General features: G+C 32.2%; 23 protein-coding genes. 15 read left to right on the forward strand and 8 right to left on the reverse strand.

The annotated features are described in order from the left end of the window. Positions 1-226: 226 nt before the first annotated feature. A complete protein-coding gene (locus tag J2Z44_RS17410; RefSeq protein ID WP_021285187.1) occupies positions 227-1378 on the forward strand; it encodes a sensor domain-containing diguanylate cyclase in 1152 nt (383 codons plus the stop codon). Between the two features lie 261 nt (positions 1379-1639). Here J2Z44_RS17410 and J2Z44_RS17415 read toward each other — a convergent pair whose 3' ends face one another. Genes J2Z44_RS17415 through J2Z44_RS17425 form a run of 3 tightly spaced genes read right to left on the reverse strand, consistent with a single transcriptional unit; the run spans position 1640 to position 5433 of the window. Next, positions 1640-2710: a putative 2-aminoethylphosphonate ABC transporter substrate-binding protein gene (locus tag J2Z44_RS17415; RefSeq protein ID WP_021285186.1), complete on the reverse strand. Its 1071-nt coding sequence runs from the start codon at positions 2708-2710 to the stop codon at positions 1640-1642. 17 nt (positions 2711-2727) lie between these two features. Beyond that, positions 2728-4428: a putative 2-aminoethylphosphonate ABC transporter permease subunit gene (locus tag J2Z44_RS17420; RefSeq protein ID WP_209649877.1), complete on the reverse strand. Its 1701-nt coding sequence runs from the start codon at positions 4426-4428 to the stop codon at positions 2728-2730. Positions 4429-4440: 12 nt separating this feature from the next. Continuing rightward, positions 4441-5433, reverse strand: a complete 993-nt coding sequence (locus J2Z44_RS17425) for an ABC transporter ATP-binding protein (protein WP_021285183.1) — start codon at positions 5431-5433, stop codon at positions 4441-4443. Positions 5434-5978: 545 nt separating this feature from the next. Here J2Z44_RS17425 and J2Z44_RS17430 point away from each other — a divergent pair. The 4 genes from J2Z44_RS17430 to J2Z44_RS17445 all read left to right on the forward strand — a co-directional run bounded on the left by J2Z44_RS17430 (position 5979) and on the right by J2Z44_RS17445 (position 9309). Further along, positions 5979-7322, forward strand: a complete 1344-nt coding sequence (locus tag J2Z44_RS17430) for an erythromycin esterase family protein (protein ID WP_209649879.1) — start codon at positions 5979-5981, stop codon at positions 7320-7322. A gap of 22 nt (positions 7323-7344) precedes the next feature. Further along, positions 7345-7791, forward strand: coding sequence for a hypothetical protein (locus tag J2Z44_RS17435; protein WP_021285180.1), 447 nt, complete (start codon positions 7345-7347; stop codon positions 7789-7791). A 20-nt stretch (positions 7792-7811) separates the two neighbouring features. Then, complete coding sequence (locus J2Z44_RS17440; RefSeq protein WP_021285179.1) at positions 7812-8255, forward strand: hypothetical protein; 444 nt, start codon at positions 7812-7814, stop codon at positions 8253-8255. Positions 8256-8481: 226 nt separating this feature from the next. Beyond that, a complete protein-coding gene (locus J2Z44_RS17445; RefSeq protein ID WP_021285178.1) occupies positions 8482-9309 on the forward strand; it encodes a CPBP family intramembrane glutamic endopeptidase in 828 nt (275 codons plus the stop codon). Between the two features lie 119 nt (positions 9310-9428). Here the strand turns inward: J2Z44_RS17445 and J2Z44_RS17450 are convergent, their stop codons facing one another. Continuing rightward, entirely contained in the window at positions 9429-10466 is a 1038-nt protein-coding gene (locus tag J2Z44_RS17450; protein WP_209649881.1) for a MerR family transcriptional regulator, read from the reverse strand. 210 nt (positions 10467-10676) lie between these two features. Between J2Z44_RS17450 and J2Z44_RS17455 the strand changes: the two genes are divergently transcribed. Then, on the forward strand, positions 10677-11456 hold the full coding sequence (locus J2Z44_RS17455; protein ID WP_021285175.1) for a VIT1/CCC1 transporter family protein: 780 nt from the start codon (positions 10677-10679) through the stop codon (positions 11454-11456). Between the two features lie 635 nt (positions 11457-12091). After that, positions 12092-12988 (forward strand): sensor histidine kinase, encoded by an 897-nt coding sequence (locus J2Z44_RS17460; protein ID WP_021285174.1) that lies wholly within the window; start codon positions 12092-12094, stop codon positions 12986-12988. Between the two features lie 181 nt (positions 12989-13169). Here J2Z44_RS17460 and J2Z44_RS17465 read toward each other — a convergent pair whose 3' ends face one another. The 3 genes from J2Z44_RS17465 to J2Z44_RS17475 form a co-directional block, all read right to left on the reverse strand. After that, a complete protein-coding gene (locus J2Z44_RS17465) occupies positions 13170-13841 on the reverse strand; it encodes an ABC-2 transporter permease (RefSeq protein WP_021285173.1) in 672 nt (223 codons plus the stop codon). Then, the gene (locus tag J2Z44_RS17470; RefSeq protein ID WP_021285172.1) at positions 13841-14698 is read right to left on the reverse strand and encodes an ABC transporter ATP-binding protein; all 858 of its coding nucleotides are present in this window, start codon (positions 14696-14698) and stop codon (positions 13841-13843) included. Before J2Z44_RS17470 ends, J2Z44_RS17465 begins: the two co-directional genes overlap by 1 nt. 66 nt (positions 14699-14764) lie before the next feature. Then, positions 14765-15136, reverse strand: coding sequence for a GntR family transcriptional regulator (locus tag J2Z44_RS17475; protein WP_021285171.1), 372 nt, complete (start codon positions 15134-15136; stop codon positions 14765-14767). 415 nt (positions 15137-15551) lie between these two features. On the opposite strand from J2Z44_RS17475, the gene J2Z44_RS17480 reads away from it, so the two are divergent. Together J2Z44_RS17480 and J2Z44_RS17485 are read left to right on the forward strand one after the other, a co-directional pair. Continuing rightward, positions 15552-16037 carry a hypothetical protein gene (locus J2Z44_RS17480; protein WP_021285170.1) on the forward strand — a complete coding sequence of 162 codons (486 nt, stop codon included), beginning with the start codon at positions 15552-15554 and terminating at the stop codon, positions 16035-16037. Positions 16038-16359: 322 nt separating this feature from the next. Next, a complete protein-coding gene (locus J2Z44_RS17485; protein ID WP_209649883.1) occupies positions 16360-16896 on the forward strand; it encodes a Uma2 family endonuclease in 537 nt (178 codons plus the stop codon). 67 nt (positions 16897-16963) lie between these two features. Here J2Z44_RS17485 and J2Z44_RS17490 read toward each other — a convergent pair whose 3' ends face one another. Further along, entirely contained in the window at positions 16964-18406 is a 1443-nt protein-coding gene (locus tag J2Z44_RS17490; protein WP_209649885.1) for a C39 family peptidase, read from the reverse strand. Positions 18407-18925: 519 nt separating this feature from the next. Between J2Z44_RS17490 and J2Z44_RS17495 the strand changes: the two genes are divergently transcribed. From J2Z44_RS17495 to J2Z44_RS17520, 6 genes are all read left to right on the forward strand, one after another. Continuing rightward, the gene (locus J2Z44_RS17495) at positions 18926-19084 is read left to right on the forward strand and encodes a MerR family transcriptional regulator (RefSeq protein ID WP_021285167.1); all 159 of its coding nucleotides are present in this window, start codon (positions 18926-18928) and stop codon (positions 19082-19084) included. A gap of 32 nt (positions 19085-19116) precedes the next feature. Continuing rightward, on the forward strand, positions 19117-20262 hold the full coding sequence (locus J2Z44_RS17500; RefSeq protein WP_021285166.1) for an RNA-guided endonuclease InsQ/TnpB family protein: 1146 nt from the start codon (positions 19117-19119) through the stop codon (positions 20260-20262). Positions 20263-20427: 165 nt separating this feature from the next. Beyond that, a complete protein-coding gene (locus J2Z44_RS17505; protein WP_021285165.1) occupies positions 20428-22251 on the forward strand; it encodes a peptide ABC transporter substrate-binding protein in 1824 nt (607 codons plus the stop codon). A gap of 442 nt (positions 22252-22693) precedes the next feature. Further along, entirely contained in the window at positions 22694-23638 is a 945-nt protein-coding gene (locus J2Z44_RS17510) for an ABC transporter permease (protein WP_021285164.1), read from the forward strand. Beyond that, a complete protein-coding gene (locus J2Z44_RS17515) occupies positions 23638-24600 on the forward strand; it encodes an ABC transporter permease (RefSeq protein ID WP_021285163.1) in 963 nt (320 codons plus the stop codon). The genes J2Z44_RS17510 and J2Z44_RS17515 overlap by 1 nt, the downstream gene beginning before the upstream one ends. Positions 24601-24610: 10 nt before the next feature. Continuing rightward, the gene (locus tag J2Z44_RS17520) at positions 24611-25648 is read left to right on the forward strand and encodes an ABC transporter ATP-binding protein (RefSeq protein WP_021285162.1); all 1038 of its coding nucleotides are present in this window, start codon (positions 24611-24613) and stop codon (positions 25646-25648) included.

Below are 25648 nucleotides of genomic sequence, written 5' to 3' on the forward strand. Positions count from 1 at the left end.
ACAAAAGCGCAAAATTAATGATAGGGCTTTAGAGGTAATTAATTCCTTAATTCACTTAGATGAAGTAAGTTAATTTTGTTGTAAAGTGGTGTTAAAATACTATATCTTTATCATTATCTACTATTTTATTCTTTATTAGAGGTTAGAACAATAAAAATCATGGTTCACTTTTGTTAGAACTTTAATATTATATTATATAGAGGAATATAATGGGGATGAATTAACTTTGGAGAAGAATATATTTCATCATTTAGATAAGCGTAAGATATTTGATATAAAGAGTGCTATTATAACCTTGATAATTGAAGTCATAGTTGTGACATTTTTTATAGCTTTTCACATTTTAACTAACATTGCAAGTAGCAATGAAATAATAACATACTTTTCTAAATCAAATTTACTAGAAGTAATGATTAATGGATTTATACTTTATGCAATTATTTATATAATACTCTCAGAAAGAAGGCAAAAAATCGTTGAAAAACAAATGTATGAAAGTGTATTTAAGCATAATTTACACCCAGCTTTTATGATAAATGAAAGGGGAGAAATTACAAAAATTAACGATGCAGCAGAAAAGATGTATGGTTATAAAAAAGAAGAGATAATAGGCTTAGATTATAAGAGGTTCTTGTCCGCTGATGAGGTGATTAAGTCACAAGAAGTGATAACCCAAGTATTAAAAGGGACTGCACAAAAACAGGAAACTAAAATACAGCATAGAAGTGGTTATGAAATAGATGTGGAGCTTAATGCTATTCCCATAATTGTAGGAAGCAAGGTAGAAGGTGTTGTAGGCTTTATAAAGGATATTTCAGAGGAGAAAAGAAATAAAAAATCCCTAGAAAATGCAAACAAGTACCTAAAGGAAATATCAGAGCTAGATGGACTTATAGGAATAAAGAATAGAGGTTTTTTCGAGAAGGAAATGAAGGAGCAGTGGGACATTGCTCTAATGAATGGCCGTAATTTATCTTTGATACTTTTAGATGTAGATTTTTTTAAGACTTATAATGATACCTATGGACATATTATAGGAGATAAATGCCTTAAGCAGGTTACTGAAGCAGTATCAAAAGCTATCAGAAAAGATTTGGATACTCTATGCCGTTATGGGGGAGAGGAGTTCATTGTTATTTTACCTGAAACCGACTGCTGTGATGCCTATGTTATAGGAGAAAGAGTAAGAAGCAGTGTAGAAAACTTAAAAATTCCTCATATAAAATCAGAAGCAAGTAACTTTGTCACTGTTTCTGTAGGAGTATCTAATACTATTCCAAAAGAGGGAGAAAGTTATGAAGACTTAATAAGCAGAGCAGATGAAGCAATGTACATGGCAAAGAAAAATGGAAGAAACAAGGTTACTTTACTAAAGTAGCAATATTGCAATACTGCAAAGTGTACTTATTTTAAGAGAAACCGCATATTTACAACACTCAGATTTATAAAGGTTATAAGTCTTGCAGTGAGAGGGGGACTACTTTTGTGGTTTACTCATAATATAAGTTTTAAAAACTATTTAGTTTCTCAAAAAAAAGTTTACTATTAATAGGAAAGCAACAGGGCATTTACTAAGTGTCTTGTTTTGCTATATAAAGACCCCTACATCTTTTAAAGATGCAGGGGTTTTCACTATAAACTATTGCTTAGGTTGGGATTTTCCATCATATTTTTCTATCCACTGTTTTAAGATATCTTCTCTATTTGCAGCAGCCCATTTTAAATTGTTGTTAATGATTTGATCTAGAGGTTTAGAAGGGAAACCTTCAGGTATGGAGCTTCCTACGTCTAAGGTTGTAATAGCGTAGTTTTTACCATACATAGTCATAACTTCTTTTCCAATGGCCCAATCTAAGAAGATTTTAGCTTCAGGTTTTATTTCCTTCTTTTTAATTAAAGCATTTGCTTCTAAGTCCCAACCAGACTTTTCAGTTGGGAACACAACTTCTACAGGGTAACCCTCTTTCTTAAGTTGAATAGCCTTCCAATCGTAGGATATTCCAATTGGGTATTCTCCTGAAGCTGCCATTTTAGCTGGGGCTGAACCTGAGTGAGTATATACCCCAATATTTTCATGAAGCTTATCCATGTAAGCAAAGGCAGAGTCTTTTCCCATAAGCTGCATCCAAGCTGATACTGAGATAAAGCCTGTTCCAGAAGACTGTGGATTTGGCATTACAATAAGCCCCTTATAAGCTGGATTTATAAGGTCTGCATAAGACTTAGGAATTGGTAAGTTTCTTTTTTCTAATTCCTTAGTATTAACTGTAATTGCTGTAATGAAGGCATCTATACCTACCCAAGAAGGGGTTTCACCTTCTCCTTTAAATTGTGCTGGAATATTTTCAACACCCTTTGGAGCATAAGGTTCCAATGTTTTTTGCCCATCTGCTAGTAATAGGCTTGTAGCAGCTAGTCCCCAAACTACATCTGCTTGAGGATTATCCTTTTCAGCAATAAGCCTTGCAGTAATATCTCCTGTGGCAGCTCTCACAATATTTAGGTTAATTTCAGGATGCTCCTTCTTAAAAGGCTCAAGGTAAGTATTAATTTGAGCTTCTTCAATGGCAGTATAGATTGTAAGTTCCGTAGGCTTTTTAGTGTCGGCCACTGTGCTAGTTTCTTTTGTTTTAGAAGAGCCACAACCTGTTAATGTAAGAGTTAGAGTTAATGGTAAAAGTAATTTGCATAATAAGTTTTTTCCTTTCATAATAAACCCCTTTCAAGCTATATGGATTTAGTAACTTTCCATTTTTGTGATGATTTTTTTATATTCTTAGAAATTGTCTCATAGACAACCTTTACTACTATATTTGTTAAGAGTATTAATACAGCCATGGCTGCAGCGGATCCACCATCTCCATTCTCACTTAGCTTTAATATGGAGATGGAAGCTGTTTGAGTCTTAGGCGTGTACAAAAATATAAGTGCTGAAACAGTAACCATGGAATTTAAGAAATAGTACATAGCTACCTCTAGAATAGCTTCTAGAGACAGAGGCAAGGTAACCTTGAAAAATAATCTGTAAAAGGGCACCTTCATAGATTTTGCAACGATTTCAAACTCTTCATCCAGCATCTTTAAGGCTGTAGTTGAGGTCATAAAAGATACGGAATAGAAGTGAACTATATTTGCAAGAACTAGTATTCCAATGGTTTTGTACATAAAGTTTAATGGATTATTGCTGCTATTAAAGAAAAATATATAAGAAAGACCAATAACGAGGCCAGGCAGTGCTAAGGGAATCATAGACAGAAAATATCCAACCTGTCTTATAGCCTTAAATCGCTTAATTTTTTCTATGAAGTAAGCAGCAGTAAAGGTAAATACTGTTCCAAAGGCTGCGGTAAGGAGAGAAACCTTCAAGCTATTAATATAGGTATCCCAACCGCTATTCATTAAACCACTAAATTTATAGTGCTTTAGGGTAGGCTTTATATCATAAGGCCATAGATTAATAAAAGAACCAAGGGTTGCAGTTAATATTAGGGTGATAATTATAATAGCTGTAACTGAGCAAATAAAAAATAGAATTCCATCCCTAAGTTTATTTTCTTTTATCACATAGGTGCTTGATTTAGCGCTTATGGTAACTCCCTGCTTTTTCAGCGCAAGTCTATCAATAAAAAAGGCTATTAAAACAGGAATTAGCATAACTATAGAAGCTACAGCTCCCATGGGCATATTAAATTGACCTACGATTTGCTTGTATATGTCTGTGGCTAGTACATTGTAATTTCCTCCGAGAATTTTAGGTGCTCCAAAGTCAGTAAAACAGAGGATGAAGGTAACAAAGATGGAGCTGATTAAGGAATACTTTATACTAGGCAAGGTAATTCTAAAAAAGGTTCTAAAGCTACTGGTATTAAGAACCTGTGCTGTTTCATATAATCTATAATCTGCCATAGAAAGACCTACAGATAGTATTAAAAACACCTGAGGAAAAGCAAAGATTACCTCAGAGATAATAATCCCCACAGGACCATAGAGATTTATATCCATACCTAGGGTTGTAAAAATTCCTTTATTCCCAAATAAATAGATTAAAGCTATGCTGTATAGCATACTTGGTGCAAATAAAGGCAAGATGGCAACAACCTTAAAAAAACCTTTCAGCCTCATAGCAGTTCTATGAATTCCATAAGCATAGGCAAAGCCTAGAAAAACTGCTATGAGAGAAGAAAGTATAGATATAAATAGGGAATTACTTAAAGAACTTAGTAATGCCGGGGTGGTAAAATAAACACTAAAATTTTTAATTCCTATAAAGTCTCCCTTTGTATCAGTAAATGCTTTTGCAAATAAGGAAGTAAAGGGAAGGGCTATAAAAATTACAAGCAGTACCGTGATTAGGAAGATGATTGTTCCTTGAAGGTACTTTTCATTTAAAGAAAATTCCTTATTGACCTTTGAGTTTTGTTTTTCCATAGTATTCATCACCTATGCACAACTTTCTTTATTAAGTTTTACAGCATTTTCATAGGAAAAATTAAAATATATTGTGTCTCCAACCTTTATGTTATGCTTTTCTATTAAACTAGTAGGTAAGTTAACTTTAATATTAGTGGATTTATAGAGCACAGTGCCTAAATAATGGGATCCCTTATACTCTATATCCTGAAGAGTTCCTGTAAGGGCATTTTTACACCCAGTATCCCTAAGAATTACATCTTCAGGCCTTATGGCATAAATTTCTTTGCCTACCATTGGTTCAATAAAGTTTATAGAGCCTATAAAGTCAGCCACAAAGGAATTTGCAGGAGCTTTATAAATCTCCTGAGGGGTTCCAATTTGCATTATTTCTCCACTGTTCATTACCACAATCTTATCAGCCATAGTTAAAGCTTCTTCTTGATCATGAGTAACCATAATTGTAGTAATATTAAGCCGCTTTTGAAGGGTTCTTATTTGGTTTCTAAGCTTAACTCGAACCTTTGCATCTAAAGCTGAAAGAGGTTCATCTAGAAGTAGAAAATCTGGATTAGGTGCAAGAGCTCGGGCTAAGGCAACCCTTTGCTGCATTCCTCCTGAAAGCTCACTAGGATACTTTCCATCACAATCTTGAAGTTCTACCAGCTCCAATACTTCTTTAACCCTTTTTCTTATATCGGGCCGTCTCACTTTTTTATTTTCAACACCGAAGGCTATGTTTTTATAAACTGTCATGTTAGGAAACAAGGCATAGGATTGAAAAACTATACCAAAGTTTCTTTCATGGGAAGGTGCTTTAGTGATATTTCTACCATTTAAAAACAGCTTTCCTTCATGGTTGTCTTCAAGGCCACCGATTATCCTAAGAAGTGTAGTTTTCCCACAACCACTAGGACCAAGTAAGCACACAAGCTCTCCTTTTTCTATAGAAAGAGAAATATGTTTTAAAGCTGCTAGGTTACCATAGTTTTTGCTAACAGCTTCTATCTCTAAAAAACTCATATAAATCTCCTTTGAAATTAATAAACAATAGTTGTGTTCAAATATTGAACACAACTTAATTTTACCTTAATATTCCTAGAGAGTCAATGAGATATGTTCATTTTATGAACGTAATATCGAAATTTAAATGAAGGGAAAAATGTTCCAAGAAAATATTAATATAGTTTTAAAATTAGAAAAAAAGAAACATTTATGGAAAATATAAGTTGCTTAATTTTGGGTTTAATTGAGATTGTGATGAAGTAAAAGGAAAAGAGACTTGCAGAGAAATAAAAGGAAAAATCAGGGTTAAACTGAGATAATTCGCAACTTAACTATGTTTTATTTTTGTATGAAATGTTATATAATAATTACATAATATGGTGAATTTTACTATATAGGGATTTTAGGTTAGTTATGCAACAATATTAGGGGTGACTATTAAAGTGTGGGATGAAAATAATGATATTTAAGAGGGGGCATGATTCATCAGAATATAGGTTATGTAGAGAACAAAGACATATTAGCCAATGGTAGGTTAATGTAATTATAAGTGAGGAGTAAATATGGGGAAGTTTAAAAAGACAATAATTTTTACTTTGATTATAATAGTTGTAATTTTGGGAACTTGTGGTTTTTATTATGTAAAAAGAAATTTGGTGACTAAAGCTTTAAAAAAAGAGCTAATACCATTAAAAACTGTAGAAGCTTCCAGTAGCTTTGAAGATATGGAGCCTTTAAAAGAGGTGCTTAAAGACAAACAAATAGTGGCAATGGGAGAAGCAACTCATGGAACAAGCGAGTTTTTTAAGATGAAGCATAGAATGCTTGAATTCTTAGTGGAAGAAATGGGTTATAGAGTCTTTGCCATAGAGGGGGACTTTGGAGCTGCAGAGATTATCAATGATTATGTGTTAAAGGGTGAAGGAACTGCAAAGGAAGCTTTAGGAGCTATGGAAATGTGGCAATGGGACACTACAGAAGTTTTAAACATGATAGAGTGGATGAGAAAATACAATGAAGACCCAAGCCATGAAAGAAAGGTTAAATTTTATGGTTTTGATATGCAAAGTAAGGAACATAGTGTTAGAAGTCTATTTAAATATTTAGAGAAAACAGATGAAACTGTCAGCAAGGAGTATAGACAAAAATTCGAAAGATATATAAATAACAGTATAAGGGTTCTTAAGAGAGAAGATTATGATTCTGTGCTAACACATACTCCTGAATTAATGGGCGTGTTAGAAAAAAATAAAGAAAGCTTTGTAAGCAAGACTTCAGCAGAAGAATATAATAGAGCAGTTCAGCATTTAAAAATAATAAACAAAAATGCTAAGTACTTTAAAGCTAGAATTGTGGATGTTTACGGAGTAGATTCTGAGTCAAACAATTTAAGGGATGAAGCTATGGCTGAAAATGTTAAATGGATAATAGATTATGAAAGTAAACTTGGCAATGAAAAAATTATGCTTTGGGGTCACAATTTTCATATAACTAAATTAAGTCCAGATTTTACAGCAATGGGAGAACAACTAAGTAAATTATACGGGGATAAATATTACTCTGTTGCTTTTGATTTTCATGAAGGTTCCTTCAATGCAATACAATCAGACTCAAGAGGCTTCTATACAGGTGGAGTTATGAAATTTACTATTAAACCAATGAAAATTAAGATGCTTTCCGATAGCTTTGTTGACACGGGAATTTACTTAGGTTTTCTTGATTTTAAAAAGGCTTCAGAAGAAGAGGAAATTAAGGAATTAATTATGAAGCAACAAAGAATACACTTTGTTGCGAATGGATATGTAGACAATGAAGAGTGGTTATATAAAAGAATAACTCCAACAAAGTCCTTTGATGGACTAATATTTATTAAAGATACAACTGAAGTAACAAAGATAATTAGATAATTAAAAAGGGGGATATAGTAAGATGGATATGGACAATAAAGAGCTGTATGAGAACTTACCTGAGGGGTATTTAGAACAAAGAAGAAAAAGAGATTTACGCTATGTGTGGAGCTTGTATGCATATTGTGTTTTTTCAGTATTAGTTACCTATGGCATACTATCCACTGAAAGGGGGACTATTGGAAGTTTACTTTTCTATGGAGTTATGGGTATTAATGTAATCACCATGATGACAAGCTTCACAAATAAAAGAATCTATAATAATATTCCAATGCCTAACCATGGGGATATAAAGGTATTTACTAAGAAAGAGGTACTATTATATGCATTACCTATAATAATAATATTGCCCTTTATATTCGGAACAATGTACAGATACTTGAGCTTTATTGTGCCTGCCTATGTTGCAGCTAGCATATTTACTAGACCTAGGGATGCTTTTGATAAGGCCAGAGAAAGGCACTATTAATTATCATGGGAGGTAATGAAGTGAAGAGAGATAACAAGGAAGTATATGAGAATTTACCTGAGGGGTATTTAAAGAAGAGAAAAACATGGGATTTATTTTATGTGTGGAGTTTGTATGTATATTGCATTTTTTCAGTGTCGAACACCTATGGCATAGTACCTATTAAAAAGGGCACTTTTGTCTTACTATCAGTTGTAATTATAGGTATAAACGTATTCACTTTAATGATGAGCTTCACAAGTAAGAGATTATATAATAATATTCAAATATTTAACTACGGAGATATAAAGGTATTTACTAAAATGGAAGTGTTACTATATGCACTACCCGTAATAATAGTTATACCTTTTGCATGGAAAACAATGCTTTTCTATTACTTCTTTATTGGTGGTGTATATATGGCAACTAGGTGGATAAATAGACCCTTGGATTTCTTTGACAAAGTAAATAAAAGGCACTATTAATTATAAGGAGCATACGTAAATGAGAAACACTATAGCTGTAATTTTTATAATGGTTATTGCACTATTATGTTCAGGAAATTATATAAAGAAAAATAAACAGTAACTTATAGTTTATACTATAAGTTTATCACAATAATTAAAAGCTTTAGTTTGCATGAGACTAATTATAAAATAAGAAGCTTTAATGTTCACATACTAATATTAGAAACAACAGGGGGAATTGGCAATGAATATAATTAAAAATCGTGATGAAGGAACTTCCTTTTGGAGGGCTATGGGAGTATTTATTTTATATGTTCCAATTGTTTCATCAACAGTAGTTTTTCTTGTATTTGAAACAATTAAAACCTTGATGCATATTCAAGACAATACATTTCCAGGACTTTTACTTGATCAATTTAAAGCAGTAATAGCATACACAATGGCTATAATACTAATGATAAAATCTTTCAAGGCTGAAGGATTAGAGAAATTAAGTATAAGGGGAAGAACAAACATTAATTGGATTATTTCAATACTCATGTTATTTATAGGTTACTATTTATTTAGCCATAGTACCTTTGGGTTATTATTAGAGCAAATACCTATGCCTAAGTTTATAGAGAGTACCTTTGATAAAATTGCTTCCAACAACTATTTGATGTTTTTTTCTCTTACAATTACAGCACCAATTTTTGAAGAGATTATATGTAGAGGCATAATATTAGAGTTATTTTTAAAAAGATATACTGATTATTCAGCTATAGTATTATCAGCATTTATATTTGGATTAATGCACATGAATATTTCTCAGTTTATTAATGCATTTATCATAGGGTTAATATTAGGTTATATTTACTTAAAAACCAGATCTTTAGCTCTATGCATACTGGGTCATTTCATTAATAATTTTATAGTTGCTACTATGAGTGTTATAAAACCAGACTATGTTTCAAAGTATAATTTAGTACAATTAATTATTGGTATTATATTTATTGCTTTAGCAATATATGTAATAAGGGAACAGAGAAACAAAGAGGTATTTAAGAAAAAAACAGTAAACCTAGAACAATAGGAATAAAAAAGGAACTAACTTAAGCACTAATGACTTAAGTTAGTTTTTTTGTTGTTTTCATGTAAATTAAAAGACCAGCGGCTTATTTATTTTTAATTTGAACGAGTAAATTTTAGAGTTTAAATAACTTCAATAATAAAATTGATATAATCTATTTGAGTATAGCTTATAGTTTTATTATATTTCTTAAATTCTTTCTGAAGAAAGTCAATGCTAGAATAATATTCATCCTCAATCTCACATATTTGTTCTTTAGTTAAGCTAGCAAATAGTCTGTCTTTAGCTTCTTCATTCTCAAACATTAAATCACCAATAACTATTTTCCCATTGTCCTTTAATACCCTTATAAGTTCACCTATGGCAATAATCTTCTCTTTATCATCTAAATGATGAAAGGCATAGGTGGAGACTATAATGTCAAAGGTTTTATTATCATAAGGAATTTTTAAAAATTCTCCTAATCTAACCTTTAATTTTGGATTTTTTTCCTTTGCCACATTTAACATTTCCCTAGATTGATCTATCCCCACAATGTTATGGCCAGCTTCAAAAAATCTATTAGCTAAATTTCCAGTTCCTACACCTATTTCTAAAATATTAGGGTCTTGTTTATTGAAGGAAGTGGCGATGTTAAAAACCTTATCTAATATTTTATTATAATTTTTATACATTCCTAAGGTGCCTATATTTCTAGTCACAGCTTTATCATAGGTAGATGCCCAACTATTAAAGTCCCACTTATCCTCCCATTGATTTTTTAACATATTTATTTCATTAGTTTCACTAATAACTTTCAATATATTGGCTTGTTTATTACCTTCAGTGTCTTCATATATAGTATCTATAATTTTTTCTAAAGAAGTTCTTATTTGAATTAGCCTATGAATTTCATTATTAACTATTTGCCATTGCTTATGAAAATGATCAAGATAATTGTTTTTAGTATTCTTTGATAGAAGTTCCTTAATGTCTTCAATGGATAGTCCAAGAACTCTATATAAAAGTATGGACTGAAGTTTTATTAAATCTTCCTCAGTAAAATATCTATAATCATTATTCTGGTTTCTTTCGGGTTTTATTAAGCCCTTCTCTTCATAGAATCGTACTTTGTTAGTTGATATATTAAACATTTTAGCGGCTTGTTGGATAGTATACATATATTAATCGTCTCCCTTACAGTATCTTATAATGCAATTGTAAACCTTTGCCTAAGGTTAAGGTCAAGAGAGTAATTAAATTATGATATGATATTATTAAAAGAGCTATTAAAGAAAGAACCGTGCACTATGGAATAGAAATCCTCTAGAATTTATCTTCTAAACAAAGCATATTATTAAAAGTAGAGCAAAAAATTAGGGGGCTTTATTATGTTAACAAGAAACTTAGAAAAAGCTAAGGAGGCTTATAAAGCTAGAAATGTGGAAGAGAGCAAGAAGGCACATTTGGGAGCATCAACTGAAAATCATAAGATGGAGGGAAATTACATCAAAAGCTTAGTCTATGGAGGAATGGATGGAATAATTACAACCTTTGCAGTGGTGGCAGGAGTTGTAGGAGCTTCTTTATCCTCAGGAGTTATATTAATTTTAGGTATGGCAAATTTACTTGCGGATGGATTTTCTATGGCTATTGGTGATTATCTAAGCACTAAGGCTGAAATGGAATTTAAAAAAGGAGAGAGAGCTAGAGAAGCGTGGGAGGTAAAAAATTACCCTGAGGGTGAAAAGCTAGAGCTTAAAGAAATATATATGGCAAAGGGGATAAATGAAGAGGATAGTAACCAACTTGTAGATATTATTTCTAAGCATAAAGAAGCTTGGGTAGATATAATGATGGTGGAAGAGTTAGGAATACTAGAAGATAGTGAATCACCATTAAAAAATGCCTTAGTAACCTTCTTTTCCTTTGCAGTCTTTGGTTTTATACCAATACTTGCTTACATTATAGGAATAAAAATTGACTTTATAGAACAGAATGTTTTTGCTTTTGATTGTGTACTAACAGGAATAACTTTATTTATTTTAGGTGCTATTAAAGCTAAAATTACAGGTTTAAACTGGATAAAGTCAGGAATTGAAACCTTGATAGTTGGGGGTGTTGCAGCAGGAATAGCATATACTGTTGGAATACTATTATCTCTATTTTAATTAAAACATTATTCTATTATAAAATCTAAAGTATATGTAGCAATAATACTTATAATAATTGAAAGATTTTTTCTCAAAGGGATTAACCTAGGTTAACCCTTTTATTATGATATAAATTAAGTTTTAGATTTTATTTTCTCAAACAGTTAATCAAAAAAATAACAACTTAATCTTAGTTAAATTTAAAATTAACACTTTGAACCCTATAAAAGGCAATTGTGCAACTTGAAAAGGGTTACATAAAGTGACTTAAAATAAATATATAGTAAATATCATAATTATTAAACATATTTATCATGATTAATATGTAAATAAATAGATTATTTTCAAATATTTTAGTAAAAATAAGCTTTAAAGTAACAAAATACTAGTGTATAATAAATATTGGCAACAGATAATTTTCGATAATTTGTTAACAATAGGATTGAGTAAGGATTATCTAAGTTTATAAAGTTACTTCTTACAAAAGTGGCGCTTAGAAAAAAGTATTAATATTTAACTCACCATGGGGATTGAGTTAAGGACTTCTAAAGGTATACTTAATTATGTTCATTTCGGGAAGTCCTAAAGGATTTAAGGTAGGCTTACTTGCAGAATAAGCTCTAGTCTTGATTCCTGAAAAGGGGGATATGTGTATGGTAAATTATGAGTACTTAACAAAAGAGCAGCTTATTAATGAACTTAAAGAAAAAGATAAGTATATTTATGACTTAAAAAAGGCTAATGAGGAAGCTAAAAACTATGCTGAGCTAAAAACAGAATTATTTTCAATTATTTCTCATGAACTAAAAACACCACTAAATATAATATTTGGAGCAATACAGTTAATAGAAAACATACATAAAGAACAAGAAAACTGTAAGTATTGTAGACCACTAAATAAATACTTAAAGACTATGAGGCAAAATTGTTATAGACTGTTAAGACTAATCAATAATTTTATAGATATGAACAAAATAGAAATAGGTTTCTTTAAGTTAAACTTAACCAATAATGATATAGTAAAAACTATTGAAGATATTACACTATCAGTTGTAGAGTTTGCCCAAGCAAAGCAAATAAACATTATTTTTGATACAGAAATAGAAGAAAAGATTATAGCTACAGATTCTGAAAAAATTGAGAGAGTTATACTTAACTTACTATCTAATTCTATTAAGTTCACAGACTCTGGAGGAATTATCGAGGTATATATCAAAAACCTAGAGGAAAGTATAGTTATAGCTGTAAAAGACAATGGTAGTGGTATGCCTGAAGAAATGTTAGAGAAAATATTTGATATTTTTAGCCAGGTAGATTCATCCTTAAGAAGACAAGCTGAAGGAAGCGGAATAGGACTTTTCTTATCTAAATCCATCATTGAAATGCATGGAGGAAAAATATATGCAAAGAGTAAGTTAGGTATTGGAAGTGAGTTTATTATAGAAATTCCTACGAGGATCATTGAAGATAGTAAAGTTGCAGAAGTAGCTATTTCAGCTGAGAGAAGGATAGAAAAAATACATATTGAATTTGCAGATATTTACTCGTAAGAACACTTGAGTGCCAGAAATACAATGAGTATTTATGAGACTAATATTGATAAAGCCATGCATAATAGAGATTTAACTCTACTTATGTATGGCTTTCATATTATTTAGGATTATCATTTACCCTGTGAAAATGCTAGGTATTCAATTAAAGGTAAGCGTTAACCAATCTTCGCTATATAGTTTATTCAAAATCCTTACTTTTGTATATTCTCATAGAAATTAACATGGAAACAAGAAAAATGATGAGAACTATAATAACTAAAAGAGCTTTAGACACTAGTGAAGGTGTGTTTAAAAGTAATTCTTGAATATTTTTAGCTATAGCACTATTAGGATGAGAATTAGCATAATCACCTATAAAACTAGGGATAAACATAAAAGCCATAAACAGTATTATATTTGCAACTTTCATTTTAATTATTCCAAATTTAAAGTAAAGAGGATAAAAGATAGATGCAAACAAAGCGCCACCAGTGATAACAAATGCAATATCCTCTATGGAAATAAGTCTTTCAAAGTTTGGAAGTCCAATATAAAAGCCTATGGAACCTAGAAGTACAGAGCAAGCAATACCATAAGTTGCAAAAGCAAAAATAGCAAGATATTTCGCAATCACAATATCTTGACGCTTTATTGGAAGGCTGTTAAATATAATGTAGGTCTTATTTTTATCATCATAGCCACAAGAATAGTAAATTAGAATATAAACTACAGCAAAGGGAGCAAGAGTATATACGGCACCTCCATTAGGAACTATGCCTTGAAAAGCATAGGCTGCAAAGATTACATAGATAAATCCAAAAAGCAACATTTTCTTTTGCACTAGAAATTCTTTAAGAATTAAATTATACATTAGGCATCCCTCCTTACTGTGTAAACCATGATATCCTCTAAGGAAGGTCTTTCAATTATGACCTCTCCATTAAATTGCTTTTTTATATTATTACTGTTTGTTAGACCCTCAAAGCCAAAACTATTTTCACGAATTGCAATGAATTCCTTTCGAATATCAGAATCTAAAAGTTCCTTTTTGCCTTTGATAATAGCATAATCCTCTAAAACTTTATCCTTTGGTTGAGAGAATACAATCTCCCCATTATTTATAAAAGTTATATAATCTGCTATTTTCTCTAAATCATTTGTGATATGAGTAGAAAAGAAGATGCTTACATTTTCATCTTGGATTATTCCATAGAGAATATCTAGAAGTTCACTTCTAAACACTGGATCTAATCCTGCAGTAGGCTCATCCATTATAATAAGCTCAGCTTTATGGGATAGAGCAATGGCTAGGGAAAATTTCATCTTCATTCCCTTAGAAAGGTCTTTGATTTTTTTGCTAGAAGGCAATTTAAATTCCTTTATATATTTATCAAAGATTTTATTATCCCAATTCTTATAAAAGGGTGATAAAATGTTTTTCATATCCTTAATAGTCAAATCTTCATAGTAGTAATTTTCATCATACACAAAACCAATTTTAGACTTTATTTCTTTTTCATTATCTATATTGTCTTTACCAAAGATGTTAATAGTACCGCTATCCTTTTTTACTAAATTCATTATAAGTTTGATAGTTGTGCTTTTTCCTGCACCATTAGGACCTATAAAGCCCATGACAAAACCAGGTTTTAGAGAAAAACTCACATCTTTTAAGGAAAATCCTTCATAGGATTTATTCAAATTCTTAATTTCTAATATATTTTCCATGGCGATTCCTCCTTTAGGAAAAATTTTATGTAATCCAAACAAGCCTTAGTATCTGAAGTTGAAATTCTATTCGTTAAATAGTAGTCTAAGCATTTCTTCAACCTCTGAAAGGGTTAGTCCCATTAATTTGCTTTCTGTAATTACTTCAATTAATTTGTTTTCCAATTCTTTTAGCCTTTTTTCTTTTAGTAATTCTTGATTCTGCCCCGATACATAGGATCCTTTCCCAGGTACAGTTTCAATAAAGCCCTCTTTTTCAAGCTCTTCATAGGCACGTTTCGTTGTGATAACACTGATTTGAAGCTCTTTTGCTAGGAGACGTATTGAAGGAAGTAATTCTCCAGCAGTAATGTCCCCTTTCATGATAGCACCCTTTATTTGACTAGTTATTTGTTCATATATTGGTTCACCGGATGAATTAGAAATAATAATATTCATAGCTAGCTCCTTTATGAAAGTATATACTGTATATAAACTATATATACAGTATATACTGATTAAATTTATGTGTCAATAGTAGATGTTTAACAACATTTTGGAAACTTCAAATCTGCCAACTTCTAAGGTGTCTGCTTAGCAGACTTGCAGTTGCTCAGCCGAGGTAAGTTGCGTTGGTGTAACAAATACAGTTTGTTCGGTGTAAATCTGCTTCCAAAGTTGTTAATAAGAGTAGGTCGTGTTAATTATAAATTTAGGTTACAAAGTGTTTATGGAACAGTGATCGTGGAAAGCTTATGATAAGGAGCACTTTGATGAAATTTAAAAAAATATGCACACATACATTCCCTTAGGAATATGATATATAAGGGACAAGCAGTATGGAGTCCCAAAAAAATTTAAAGAGGTGCAATATATGAACGGATTCGCAGGAACAAGCCTTAATAATTCAGACTATCGCAATGCTTGTGGGTATCAGGATAGTTATAGATTTTCTAATACTCCATTTAACAGTGAGGTAGTCACCTATGCTGGCCCAGCAGCTAATGGGGGTGGAGACTGTGCTTTAATTCATGAACAATTTGCAGTAAACTTTACAAGGAATTTAGCTCAAACAGGACCACAAACTATCTACACTGCTACACGTTTTATACGTTGTCAAGATAGTGCTGATATATTCCCTTTTGGAACTATCATAGCAAGAAACCTTTCTGCATTTCCAATAACTATAATAATATCAGGAGATACAGGACAAACAAGGACAATTCCACCAAACTCAGAAATAGTAATAGTATCAAATTCTATAGGACAAGTAGATATAGATGAGTCACTAACTCAAAATGGACAAGCTAGGTTATTGCTCCTATTTGATTTATACTATCCAGCTTTCCCAGCAGTTTAACGACTTTTGTAAGGATAATTATCCCATTATTTTTAGTGCTTAAACAAGTTTATGGAGGAGGTAAATCTCTTTTGAAAGTGGATAAACAAAAGAGATTTGTTCGTTATTTAATATATGGGGCAGAGCTTAGGCTCTGCCTTTTAAATTTTATATTAGAAGTCTAATTTTAAAAAGTAAGAAATTATATTTTAAAGATTATGTTATAATAATAAGTATAATAATGAAATTATGAAGTATGTTATAGAATTACTATAACAGTAAAAACACGCTATAACCTTGAAAGTTATAATCTATAAAAAGCAGGAAGGGAAGTGTATAATTAATGCCTAATTTAGATTATCACGATGATAATATAACTGTAGAATGGATAAATGGTATAAAATATATGAGTCCATCTCCTCATCCAAATCATGGAGTGGTATATAAAAAGATATTTACCAGGATAGCCAATTATTTAGAGGGTAAAAGCTGTGAGTTGTTTCCTGATAAAACTGACTTATGCTTAGCTAATCCTGAAAGTCCTGTAAACATAGCTGATTTAAAAAAACCTCTTGTGCCAGATTTATTCGTTGTCTGTGATAATAAATTTGAGCTTGTAGGTAATAGTATTGTAGCAATTCCAGACTTTGTGTGTGAAATAGTAAGCCCTAGTTCTGTAAAAATGGATAATATTATAAAAAAAGAACTATATATAGCTAAGGGTGTTAAGGAATATTGGATATTAGATTATTTTGATAAGACTATTACTGTTTGTTTTAAAGGGAAAGAGAGTGTTTTTTCCTTTGAGGACGAGGTGAAAGTTAATATCTTCAATGACTTAACTGTATGTTTAAGAGATATAAGATTGTTTGAGGTGTAGTTTTATTTTTATCCATAAGGTATAACAAAAAGAAGGTAAAATTAATTTACCTTCTTTTTCTTATAGCCTAACTAATATTCAATTTTCCATCATAAGTCAATCCATTTTTGCAAACAATTCTAAAGTCATAAATTTCTTGGTCGTGATTTAGACCACAACAGTCAGTAATATGATTATGAGAAATCCAAAGGGAAGAATTATGCTCTTCTTTAAAGTCTAAGGTATCACCTAAAACCTCTTCCACCTTCAGGTAATGCTTAAATCTATTTTCCTTCTTCTTCTTAAACATAATGCTACAAGGACTACTATCTTTAAGATTAATTTCTTCCTTTTCAATAAAGAGTTTATACTCTGAATATATGGTTTCACTTACTTCTTTTTTCACTTCAGTAGGGACGAAATTTACCTTAGTTCTTTCTGGCGAAGGTTTTATAGGACCCTTTTGATGAACTACGTAAGCAACTCTTCCACTCCAAGCAGGAAGAAATTCTTCAAGAGCATATTTTAGAGATACACCTTCTTCATTTTTAGCCCCAGGGTCATTTACTACTACATATTCCTTGTTACCTTCTACGACAAAACCCTTTACTACAATGATATGTCCAAAGGTAGAAGAGCAGGCACCATTGCTTATAACAGGAAGGTTTTTATCACAATCTGGTCTTTTATATCTAACACTTACAATTACAGGATTTCCTTTTATTAATTCTCTTTTCAAATCCTCCACTGAGTTAAAGTAGGCAACATAGGACTCAAATCCAAAGGTTGATATATAGGCAGTGTTAAATACCCAGTTACCAAAGCCTTCATAGTGAGAATCATAGAGACCAAAGGCTACTTCTTCAGGGGTTATATCTACTCTGTGATATTTCAATACCATGGACGTACTAGTTGCGCTACACATCACTGAAGCAATTTTGGGATCCTTTGTCATTTGGGAGTAAGGGTATACAGGAAGAATTCCTTCATAGTGAGTTATTACCTCTGGCCTAAAATTATCTTCATAAACTGTAGGAATGCTCTCACCTTTTAAAGTGTTTTTTATTGTAGCAGCTACAAGGCTTAAAGAGGGAGTTGCTTTTCCATCCTCAGAGAAGAATTCTATTTTGTATTGAAAAGCAGTAGCTGTAATACCATCCCCCTTAACCTTTAGGGTATCCGTACTAATGGAGGCCAGGTTATCTGAAATATCCGTTGCACTACTAAACCTATCACTAGTTGTAGCCCAAGTCCCAAAGGAGAGCCAATGACTCCAAGTGCCTTTTACAAAAACTCTTCCCCAAATTTTTACTCTAGTATCCTTGGGAGTGCTTGCATTCCAGGATAAAATTAAATATTCAAAGGGGGAAGTTTCAATAATATTAGAGGTATAGGTGCCCTCATTTTCATAGGTATCTACATTGCATTTTAGTTCTATTAAACTTTTATTCTTCAGTAATACTGTGTTGTTGAAGAAGCCATCCAAAAAAGTCTCAGGAGCATTATGAATTATTAAGTTTCTAGCTTTCATATTTTACATTCCTCCTAAAGAGTAGCATTTTAACCAATATTGAATACTTATACAGTATATTTAAGAAAAAAATATTAAATTATCTATTAATTTATATGAGATTAGGATTTTTTTAATTTATAGTAAGAAGTCTTAGGAAATTCACCATAAGACCATATTTAAGTTTACTCCTGACTATATTATACCATAAATTTACAAGATAAGAATTATTTTCATGATTTTAAAATTTCTAAATAACCACAGGAGACAGTTTTAAAGTGAAGTTTTAAGAAAGTATAAAATATTAATGTTTTATACATATTTTGTATTCTGCGATAATATCATGTGGTAAACAAGTATATTTGTCTTTACTATAGGTTTTTATTTGAGCCTCATTTATTTTTATGGACTCATTAAAATAAATTAATGGAAATTACAGGGAGGGGAGCAACAGCTTAAATATAACTACTAAATCTTAATAAAATACCTTTGAATATTATTAATTTTATGCTGTCATAATATGTATAAAGAGGTGATAGCATGAAATATTATACAATTGTTCAATTCTCAAAGTTAGTAGGAAGAATCATTCAACCTTTAAGACTATGGGATAATGGAGGGAATTTAAAACCACACCATATAACAGAAGGTGGACACCGCTATTATTCTGAGCAACAAATTAATCAAGAAAGTATATAAAGCCAAGAAAATGATTAAGGAGTTGTTAGAAAATGATACTAGCGAAGAAAGTTAGAATTATCCCTAACCTAGAGCAAGAAGAAAAATTATGGCAATCAGTAGGAACGGCAAGGTATATATATAACTGGACACTTGCAACACAAGAAGAAAATTATAAAAATGGTGGCAAGTTTATAAAAGATGAAGATTTGAGAAAAGAATTAACCATCTTAAAGAAATCAGAGCTTAGTTGGCTCAATGGGGTATCTAATAATGTTGCAAAACAGGCTGTAAAAGACGGTTGCAATGCTTATAAAAACTTCTTTAAGGGGTTAGCGGATAAGCCCAAATTTAAGAGTAGAAGGAAAAGCAAACCATCATTTTATAATGATACACATAAATTAAAAGTAAAAGAGAACTTAGTATTGATTGAAAAGGTAGGCTGGATTAAGACCGCAGAGCAGATACCAATGGATATTAAATATACCAATCCCAGAATAAGTTTTGACGGGAAGTTTTGGTATATATCTGTAGGCGTTGAGAAAAAGGAACCTATACCTGAAAATACAGGTATATCAATAGGTGTGGATCTTGGACTTAAAGATTTAGCAATAGTTTCAAATATAGATAAGCCCTTTAAAAATATTAATAAAACTAAAGAAGTTAAAAGACTAAAAAAGAAATTAAAAAGAAAACAAAGACAAGTTTCAAGAAAATATGAAAAAGGTAAAATTCAAATAGGAAAGGAAGGTGAAAACCGTTATAAGTTTACTAAAACTAATAATATAAAAAAACTAGAAAGAGAAATAAAACTTATTCAAAGAAGGCTTTCTAATATACGTTTAAATCATATTCATCAAACAACAACTGCAATAGTGAAAACCAAGCCAAGCAGAATAGTTGTTGAAGATTTAAATGTAAAAGGTATGCTTAAAAATAAACACCTATCAAAAGCTATTAGCGAACAATGTTTCCATAAGTTTATGAATATTTTAGAATACAAAAGTAAATTTAATGGCATTGAATTTGTTAAAGCAGATAGGTTTTATCCTTCAAGCAAAACCTGTTCTTGTTGTGGAACAATAAAGAAAGATTTAAAACTTAAAGATAGAGTTTTTACCTGTCCATCCTGCAATAGCAACATTGATAGGGATAAAAATGCATCAATAAATCTTTCAAGATACAAGGAATCAGCATAGTATCAATAAAAAAGATAATGCTGATATGTACTGTTCGTTACACAGGAATTTAAGCCTTTGGAGCAACATACAAACTGGAGTAGTCTTATGATAAAATAGGTTGCGGTGAATAAGGAAAAAATCTCTAAACAGTAGATTTTAGTAGATTTTATGTAACGGGGACTCATGAAAAGGAAGTTAATAGCATTAGTAATGGTTGCTACAATGTTACTATCTGGTTGCGGCAAAGGTAAAACTCCAACCAGTGCAGATTATTCAACGGTTTATTCAGGAGAGTACACCACATTAAACTACTTAGTGACTGCTAGTGAAAATGAATTTGCAGCTGCGGCCAATGTGGTTGATTGCTTAGTTGAATATGATAAAAATGGAGTTGTTCAACCTTCTTTAGCAAAGGAATGGAAGGTATCAGAAGATGGACTCACCTGGACCTTTAAGTTACGTGAAGGAGTTAAATGGTATACCAACGATGGTAAGGAATATGCTGAAGTTACAGCACAAGATTTTGTGGACGGAATGAAGTATGTACTTAATTCCAAAAACAACTCAAGCACAGCTAATATTGCTTATGGAGCTTTAAAAAATGGAGAAAAGTTTTTTAAAGGGGAACTTACTGACTTTTCACAAGTTGGAATTAAGGCTAAAGATAAATACACTGTGGAGTACACCTTAGAAACTCCAAAACCTTATTTCTTATCTATGGTTACTTACGTTTGCTTTATGCCTGCAAATGGTAAGTTCTTAGAAGAAACAGGAGATAAGTTTGGAACAGATAATACAAAAATTCTATATAACGGAGCTTATATTCTACAAACCTATGAGCCACAAAGTAAGAGAGAGTTTGTAGCTAATGAAAATTATTGGGATAAGGATCATGTTTACATTAAGAAGTTAAACTACATCTATAATAAAGAAGCAGCAACCCTATCACCAGAACTTTATTTACGTGGTGAAATCACAGACACTTCTGTGCCATCTTCTTCTATAGATGAGTGGATGAAGGATGCTACAAAGAAAGAGCAAGTAAGGCCTGCTAGTACTAGTTTTTATTCTTTCTTCTATGCCTTTAACTTTAATCCAAAGTTTGCACCAGAATATGAACCAGATAACTGGAAGAGAGTTGTTAATAACGTTAACTTCCGTAAATCTTTAGCAGCAGCTTTAGATAAGAAGGCAGCAATGTTAACTTCTGAACCCTATGAGCCAGAAAGAAGATTAAGCAATACAATAACTCCAAGGAACTTTGTAAGCTTAAAGGGAACAGATTACACAAAACTTGGAGACTTAAAGAAAATTTCTGAGAAGGATTCCTTTGATACAAAGGCTGCCCTAGAGTACAAAACTAAGGCTATGGAAGAGTTAAAAGGTAAAGCAACCTTCCCAGTAAAAGTTTTAATGCCATATAACACAGGTTCTACTGAATGGACTAACCGTGCTCAAGTAGTAGAACAGCAAATGGAAAAGGCTTTAGGAAAAGATTATATTGATATAGTTTTACTACCACATCAGCCAACAGGATTCTTAAATGGAACAAGACGTGCAGGTAACTTTGCATTCATGGAGGTTAACTGGGGCCCAGACTACTTAGACCCAGAAACTTATACAGACCCATTCACACCAGACAGCAATTACTGTTGGCCACACATGGCAGAAGGTTATGCAGAGGCTAATGGGAAGAGTAAATATGAGAATTTAGTAAATGCTGCAAAAGCTGAAACCCTTGATATTAAAAAACGTTATGAAGGCTTTGCAAAAGCTGAGGCTTTCTTAATCAATGAAGCCTTCGTAGTTCCTTATGGACTTGGTGGCGGTGGCTTTATGGCTTCAAAACTTGATCCATTCACTTCTGAATATGCACCTTTTGGAGTATCTAACTATAAGTTCAAGGGCATGGTTATCATGGATAAAGCAATGAACACTGAAACTTATAAAAAGAAATTTGAAGAGTGGGAAAAAGAGCGTGCTAAAGCTCTTAAATCAGCAGAGTAAAAGGCTGTAAAAGTATTAGAAAAATCTAGGCAGATTAATAGCTGAATTTAGTAAAAATTTTAAGTTGGATTTCTAAGGATAATATTACTATACACATTCCAAAATCATAGAAAGCCAATGGAAAGTTCAATATGAGGCAAATACCTTCTTCATGTTCTCAATGGTTAGAAGAAGCTTTATTAAGATATGTAAAGATTTTAAAAAATTTATAAGAGCAAGGATTGCAAAGGGTAATCCTTGCTTCTTAGGCATCTTCAAAAAATAAATAAGTCAATCTGCTCGTCTATTTCGTGATATACTGCGTCAACAGAGCCCTTAGATAGCCCCACTATCTGCGGAACCTGTTTTCTTGTCTATCACAAAACATCCTTCACATCTTGGACTTGTTATTTATTTTCAGATGCCTTAACCAATACAACCTCTAACAAAGGGAGTTGATGTAATGTTAAAATACCTATGCAAAAAAGTTGGCCAATCTATATTTACACTATTTATAGTAATCAGTGCGGTATTTCTTTTAATGCGATTAATGCCTGAGGAAGGCTACTTCTCAGGAAATTACGATAAACTAGATACAGAGCAAAAAGAGATAATTTTAACTAACATGGGTCTTAGAGATCCACTACCTGTTCAACTTGGAAAGTTTTATATAAATCTAGCTAAAGGAGATTTAGGAGAATCTATAAAATATCGCCCTAAGGTTCCTGTAGGAGAAATTATTAAAACAAAACTTCCTTATTCTATAGCTTTCGGAGTAGGGGCAATGGCTTTATCTTTAACTTGCGGCTTATCCCTAGGGGTAATGATGGCAAGAAGTAAAAAGAAATTTTGGGACAAGATTGGTACAGGGTATATAGTATTTATCAATGCTGTACCTGCAGCTGTTTATTTCTTGTTCCTTCAGTTATATGTAACAGATGGTTTAAACCTACCAATGCTGTTTAATAAGAATAATCCTGCCAGTTGGATACTTCCTCTTGTATCTATGTCCCTTGGAAGCACTGCAGGTTATGCTATGTGGATGCGTAGATATATGGTAGATGAGTTAAATAAAGATTATATAAGACTTGCAAGGGCAAAGGGATTAACTAGCACAGTAATTATGTTTAAGCATGTTATGAGAAATGCTTTTATTCCCATGGCTCAGTACTTACCTTCCTCCTTACTTTTAACTATCTCAGGGTCACTATATATCGAATCATTATATTCTATTCCAGGTATGGGGGGCTTATTGGTTGATGCTATTCAAAGGCAGGATAATCCACTAGTGCAAGCTTTAGTTTTGATATTTGCAGTGATAAGCATTTTGGGGCTTTTCCTTGGGGATATCATGATGGCTATAGTAGACCCACGTATTAAACTTGAGAAGAAGGAGGGGGCAAGATAATGAGTAAGAAGTTTGATAAAACTGCTGATGGCATTAATGATTCCTTATTTGAATTTGCAGAATATGATGCAGATGCAGCAGAACGTACAGGGTACTCCAATTACTCTTACTGGCGTTCTACTTGGCAGGTGTTTTTAAAAAATAGAACTGCTGCTATTTTGTTGATTTTGATGTTTGTCATAGTTGTTTTTACTGTAATTCAACCCTACCTTCCAAATCAGAAGGTTCCAACAGAAATTTACACCAATGCTTCAGGGGTACAGCTTAGAAATCAAGCCCCTAATGGTGAGTTTTGGTTCGGAACAAACTCCATTGGGCAAGATTTATGGTCTCGTATTTGGAGTGGAACTCGTACATCCTTATTTATTGGGGTAGCTGTGGGAGTTTGCGAAGCCATCATTGGAATTTTTGTAGGAGCTTTATGGGGATATGTGAGAAGTCTAGATAAGTTCATCACTCAAATTTATAATGTTATAGATAATATTCCAACTACTATACTTTTAGTTTTGCTTGCTTATATTTTAAGGCCAAGTATTTCTACTTTAATTTTTGCCATATGTATGACCAGTTGGGTAGGTATGGCTAGATTTATCCGTAATCAAATTATAATAATTAGGGATAGAGAATATAATCTAGCATCCAGATGTCTTGGAACTCCAACCTATAGGATTATTTTAAAGAACTTACTTCCTTATCTAGTTTCTGTAATAATGCTTAGAATTGCCCTTGCAATACCAGGGGCTATAGGCTATGAGGTGTTTTTAACTTATATAGGTCTTGGATTACCTTTAGATACACCATCTTTAGGAAATTTAATTAATGAAGGAAGACTTATAATGATGTCACCTTCTTTAAGGTATCAACTTATATTCCCAGCCATAGTGCTTTCTATAGTTACCATATCCTTCTACATTCTAGGGAATGCCTTTGCAGATGCAGCAGACCCAAGAAACCATGTTTAGGAGGTGCCTTATGGAAGAAAAAATAATCTTATCAGTGAAAGATTTAGTGATAAAATTTAATCTTCGTGGAAGAGTACTTACAGCTATAAGGGAAGCTTCTCTTGATTTAATTCAGGGAGAAAGTCTGGCTATAGTTGGAGAATCTGGTTCTGGAAAATCAGTGTTTACAAAATCCTTTATGGGGCTTTTAGATGGAAACGGATGGATAGAGTCAGGAAGTATTATTTACAAGGAAGAAGATTTATCAAAGTTTAAAACAGAAAAACAGTGGGTGAAAGTAAGGGGAAAAGAAATTGCAATGGTATTTCAAGACCCAATGACTTCCTTAAATCCTCTTAGAACCATAGGAAGTCAGGTTCAAGAATCTGTGGAACTTCACCAAGGTTTAAAGGGTGAGGAAGCTAAAAAAGTGGTGATTGAAATTCTAAAGGATGTAGGAATTTATAACCCAGAGGAAAGATATGACCAGTATCCTCATGAATTCTCAGGGGGAATGCGTCAAAGGGTAGTAATTGCAGTAGCAGTTGCTTGTAATCCAAAGATTTTAATTTGTGATGAGCCCACCACAGCTTTAGATGTAACCATACAGGCCCAAATACTACAGCTACTTAAAAAGCTCCAGGGAAAGTATAAGCTAACAATAGTATATATAACCCATGATTTAGGAGTAGTTGCGAAGGTGGCAGATAGAATTGCTGTTATGTATGCAGGGGATATTGTGGAAATTGGAACTTCTGAAGAGGTGTTTTATAACCCTCAGCATCCTTATACTTGGGCATTGCTTTCTTCTCTTCCGCAACTAGGAATTAAAGGGCAGCCACTTTATTCTATAAAAGGAACTCCACCAAACTTGTTTAATGAAATAAAAGGAGATGCCTTTGCACCTAGAAATCCAAAAGCACTTAAAATTGATTTTGTGGAAAGACCACCTTATTTTCAAATAAGTCCAACTCACAAGGCAAAAACTTGGCTATTAGACCCTAGAGCACCAAAGCTTGAACCGCCAGAATTAATTAAATCCTTAAGAGAGCAATGGGGGAGGGAATAA

It is taken from the genome of Clostridium punense, assembly GCF_017874425.1.
GTDB classification, from domain to species: Bacteria; Bacillota; Clostridia; order Clostridiales; family Clostridiaceae; genus Clostridium_J; species Clostridium_J punense.

Coding starts and splice junctions, on each gene's coding strand:
- J2Z44_RS17425 (WP_021285183.1), bottom strand. CDS start 5,433: ATGAGTTTTTTAGAGATAGAAGCTGTTAGCAAAAACTATGGTAACCTA.
- J2Z44_RS17455 (WP_021285175.1), top strand. CDS start 10,677: ATGTTAACAAGAAACTTAGAAAAAGCTAAGGAGGCTTATAAAGCTAGA.
- J2Z44_RS17415 (WP_021285186.1), bottom strand. CDS start 2,710: ATGAAAGGAAAAAACTTATTATGCAAATTACTTTTACCATTAACTCTA.
- J2Z44_RS17500 (WP_021285166.1), top strand. CDS start 19,117: ATGATACTAGCGAAGAAAGTTAGAATTATCCCTAACCTAGAGCAAGAA.
- J2Z44_RS17490 (WP_209649885.1), bottom strand. CDS start 18,406: ATGAAAGCTAGAAACTTAATAATTCATAATGCTCCTGAGACTTTTTTG.
- J2Z44_RS17485 (WP_209649883.1), top strand. CDS start 16,360: ATGCCTAATTTAGATTATCACGATGATAATATAACTGTAGAATGGATA.
- J2Z44_RS17515 (WP_021285163.1), top strand. CDS start 23,638: ATGAGTAAGAAGTTTGATAAAACTGCTGATGGCATTAATGATTCCTTA.
- J2Z44_RS17445 (WP_021285178.1), top strand. CDS start 8,482: ATGAATATAATTAAAAATCGTGATGAAGGAACTTCCTTTTGGAGGGCT.
- J2Z44_RS17460 (WP_021285174.1), top strand. CDS start 12,092: ATGGTAAATTATGAGTACTTAACAAAAGAGCAGCTTATTAATGAACTT.
- J2Z44_RS17475 (WP_021285171.1), bottom strand. CDS start 15,136: ATGAATATTATTATTTCTAATTCATCCGGTGAACCAATATATGAACAA.
- J2Z44_RS17465 (WP_021285173.1), bottom strand. CDS start 13,841: ATGTATAATTTAATTCTTAAAGAATTTCTAGTGCAAAAGAAAATGTTG.
- J2Z44_RS17420 (WP_209649877.1), bottom strand. CDS start 4,428: ATGGAAAAACAAAACTCAAAGGTCAATAAGGAATTTTCTTTAAATGAA.
- J2Z44_RS17520 (WP_021285162.1), top strand. CDS start 24,611: ATGGAAGAAAAAATAATCTTATCAGTGAAAGATTTAGTGATAAAATTT.
- J2Z44_RS17495 (WP_021285167.1), top strand. CDS start 18,926: ATGAAATATTATACAATTGTTCAATTCTCAAAGTTAGTAGGAAGAATC.
- J2Z44_RS17505 (WP_021285165.1), top strand. CDS start 20,428: ATGAAAAGGAAGTTAATAGCATTAGTAATGGTTGCTACAATGTTACTA.
- J2Z44_RS17480 (WP_021285170.1), top strand. CDS start 15,552: ATGAACGGATTCGCAGGAACAAGCCTTAATAATTCAGACTATCGCAAT.
- J2Z44_RS17435 (WP_021285180.1), top strand. CDS start 7,345: ATGGATATGGACAATAAAGAGCTGTATGAGAACTTACCTGAGGGGTAT.
- J2Z44_RS17430 (WP_209649879.1), top strand. CDS start 5,979: ATGGGGAAGTTTAAAAAGACAATAATTTTTACTTTGATTATAATAGTT.
- J2Z44_RS17470 (WP_021285172.1), bottom strand. CDS start 14,698: ATGGAAAATATATTAGAAATTAAGAATTTGAATAAATCCTATGAAGGA.
- J2Z44_RS17450 (WP_209649881.1), bottom strand. CDS start 10,466: ATGTATACTATCCAACAAGCCGCTAAAATGTTTAATATATCAACTAAC.
- J2Z44_RS17510 (WP_021285164.1), top strand. CDS start 22,694: ATGTTAAAATACCTATGCAAAAAAGTTGGCCAATCTATATTTACACTA.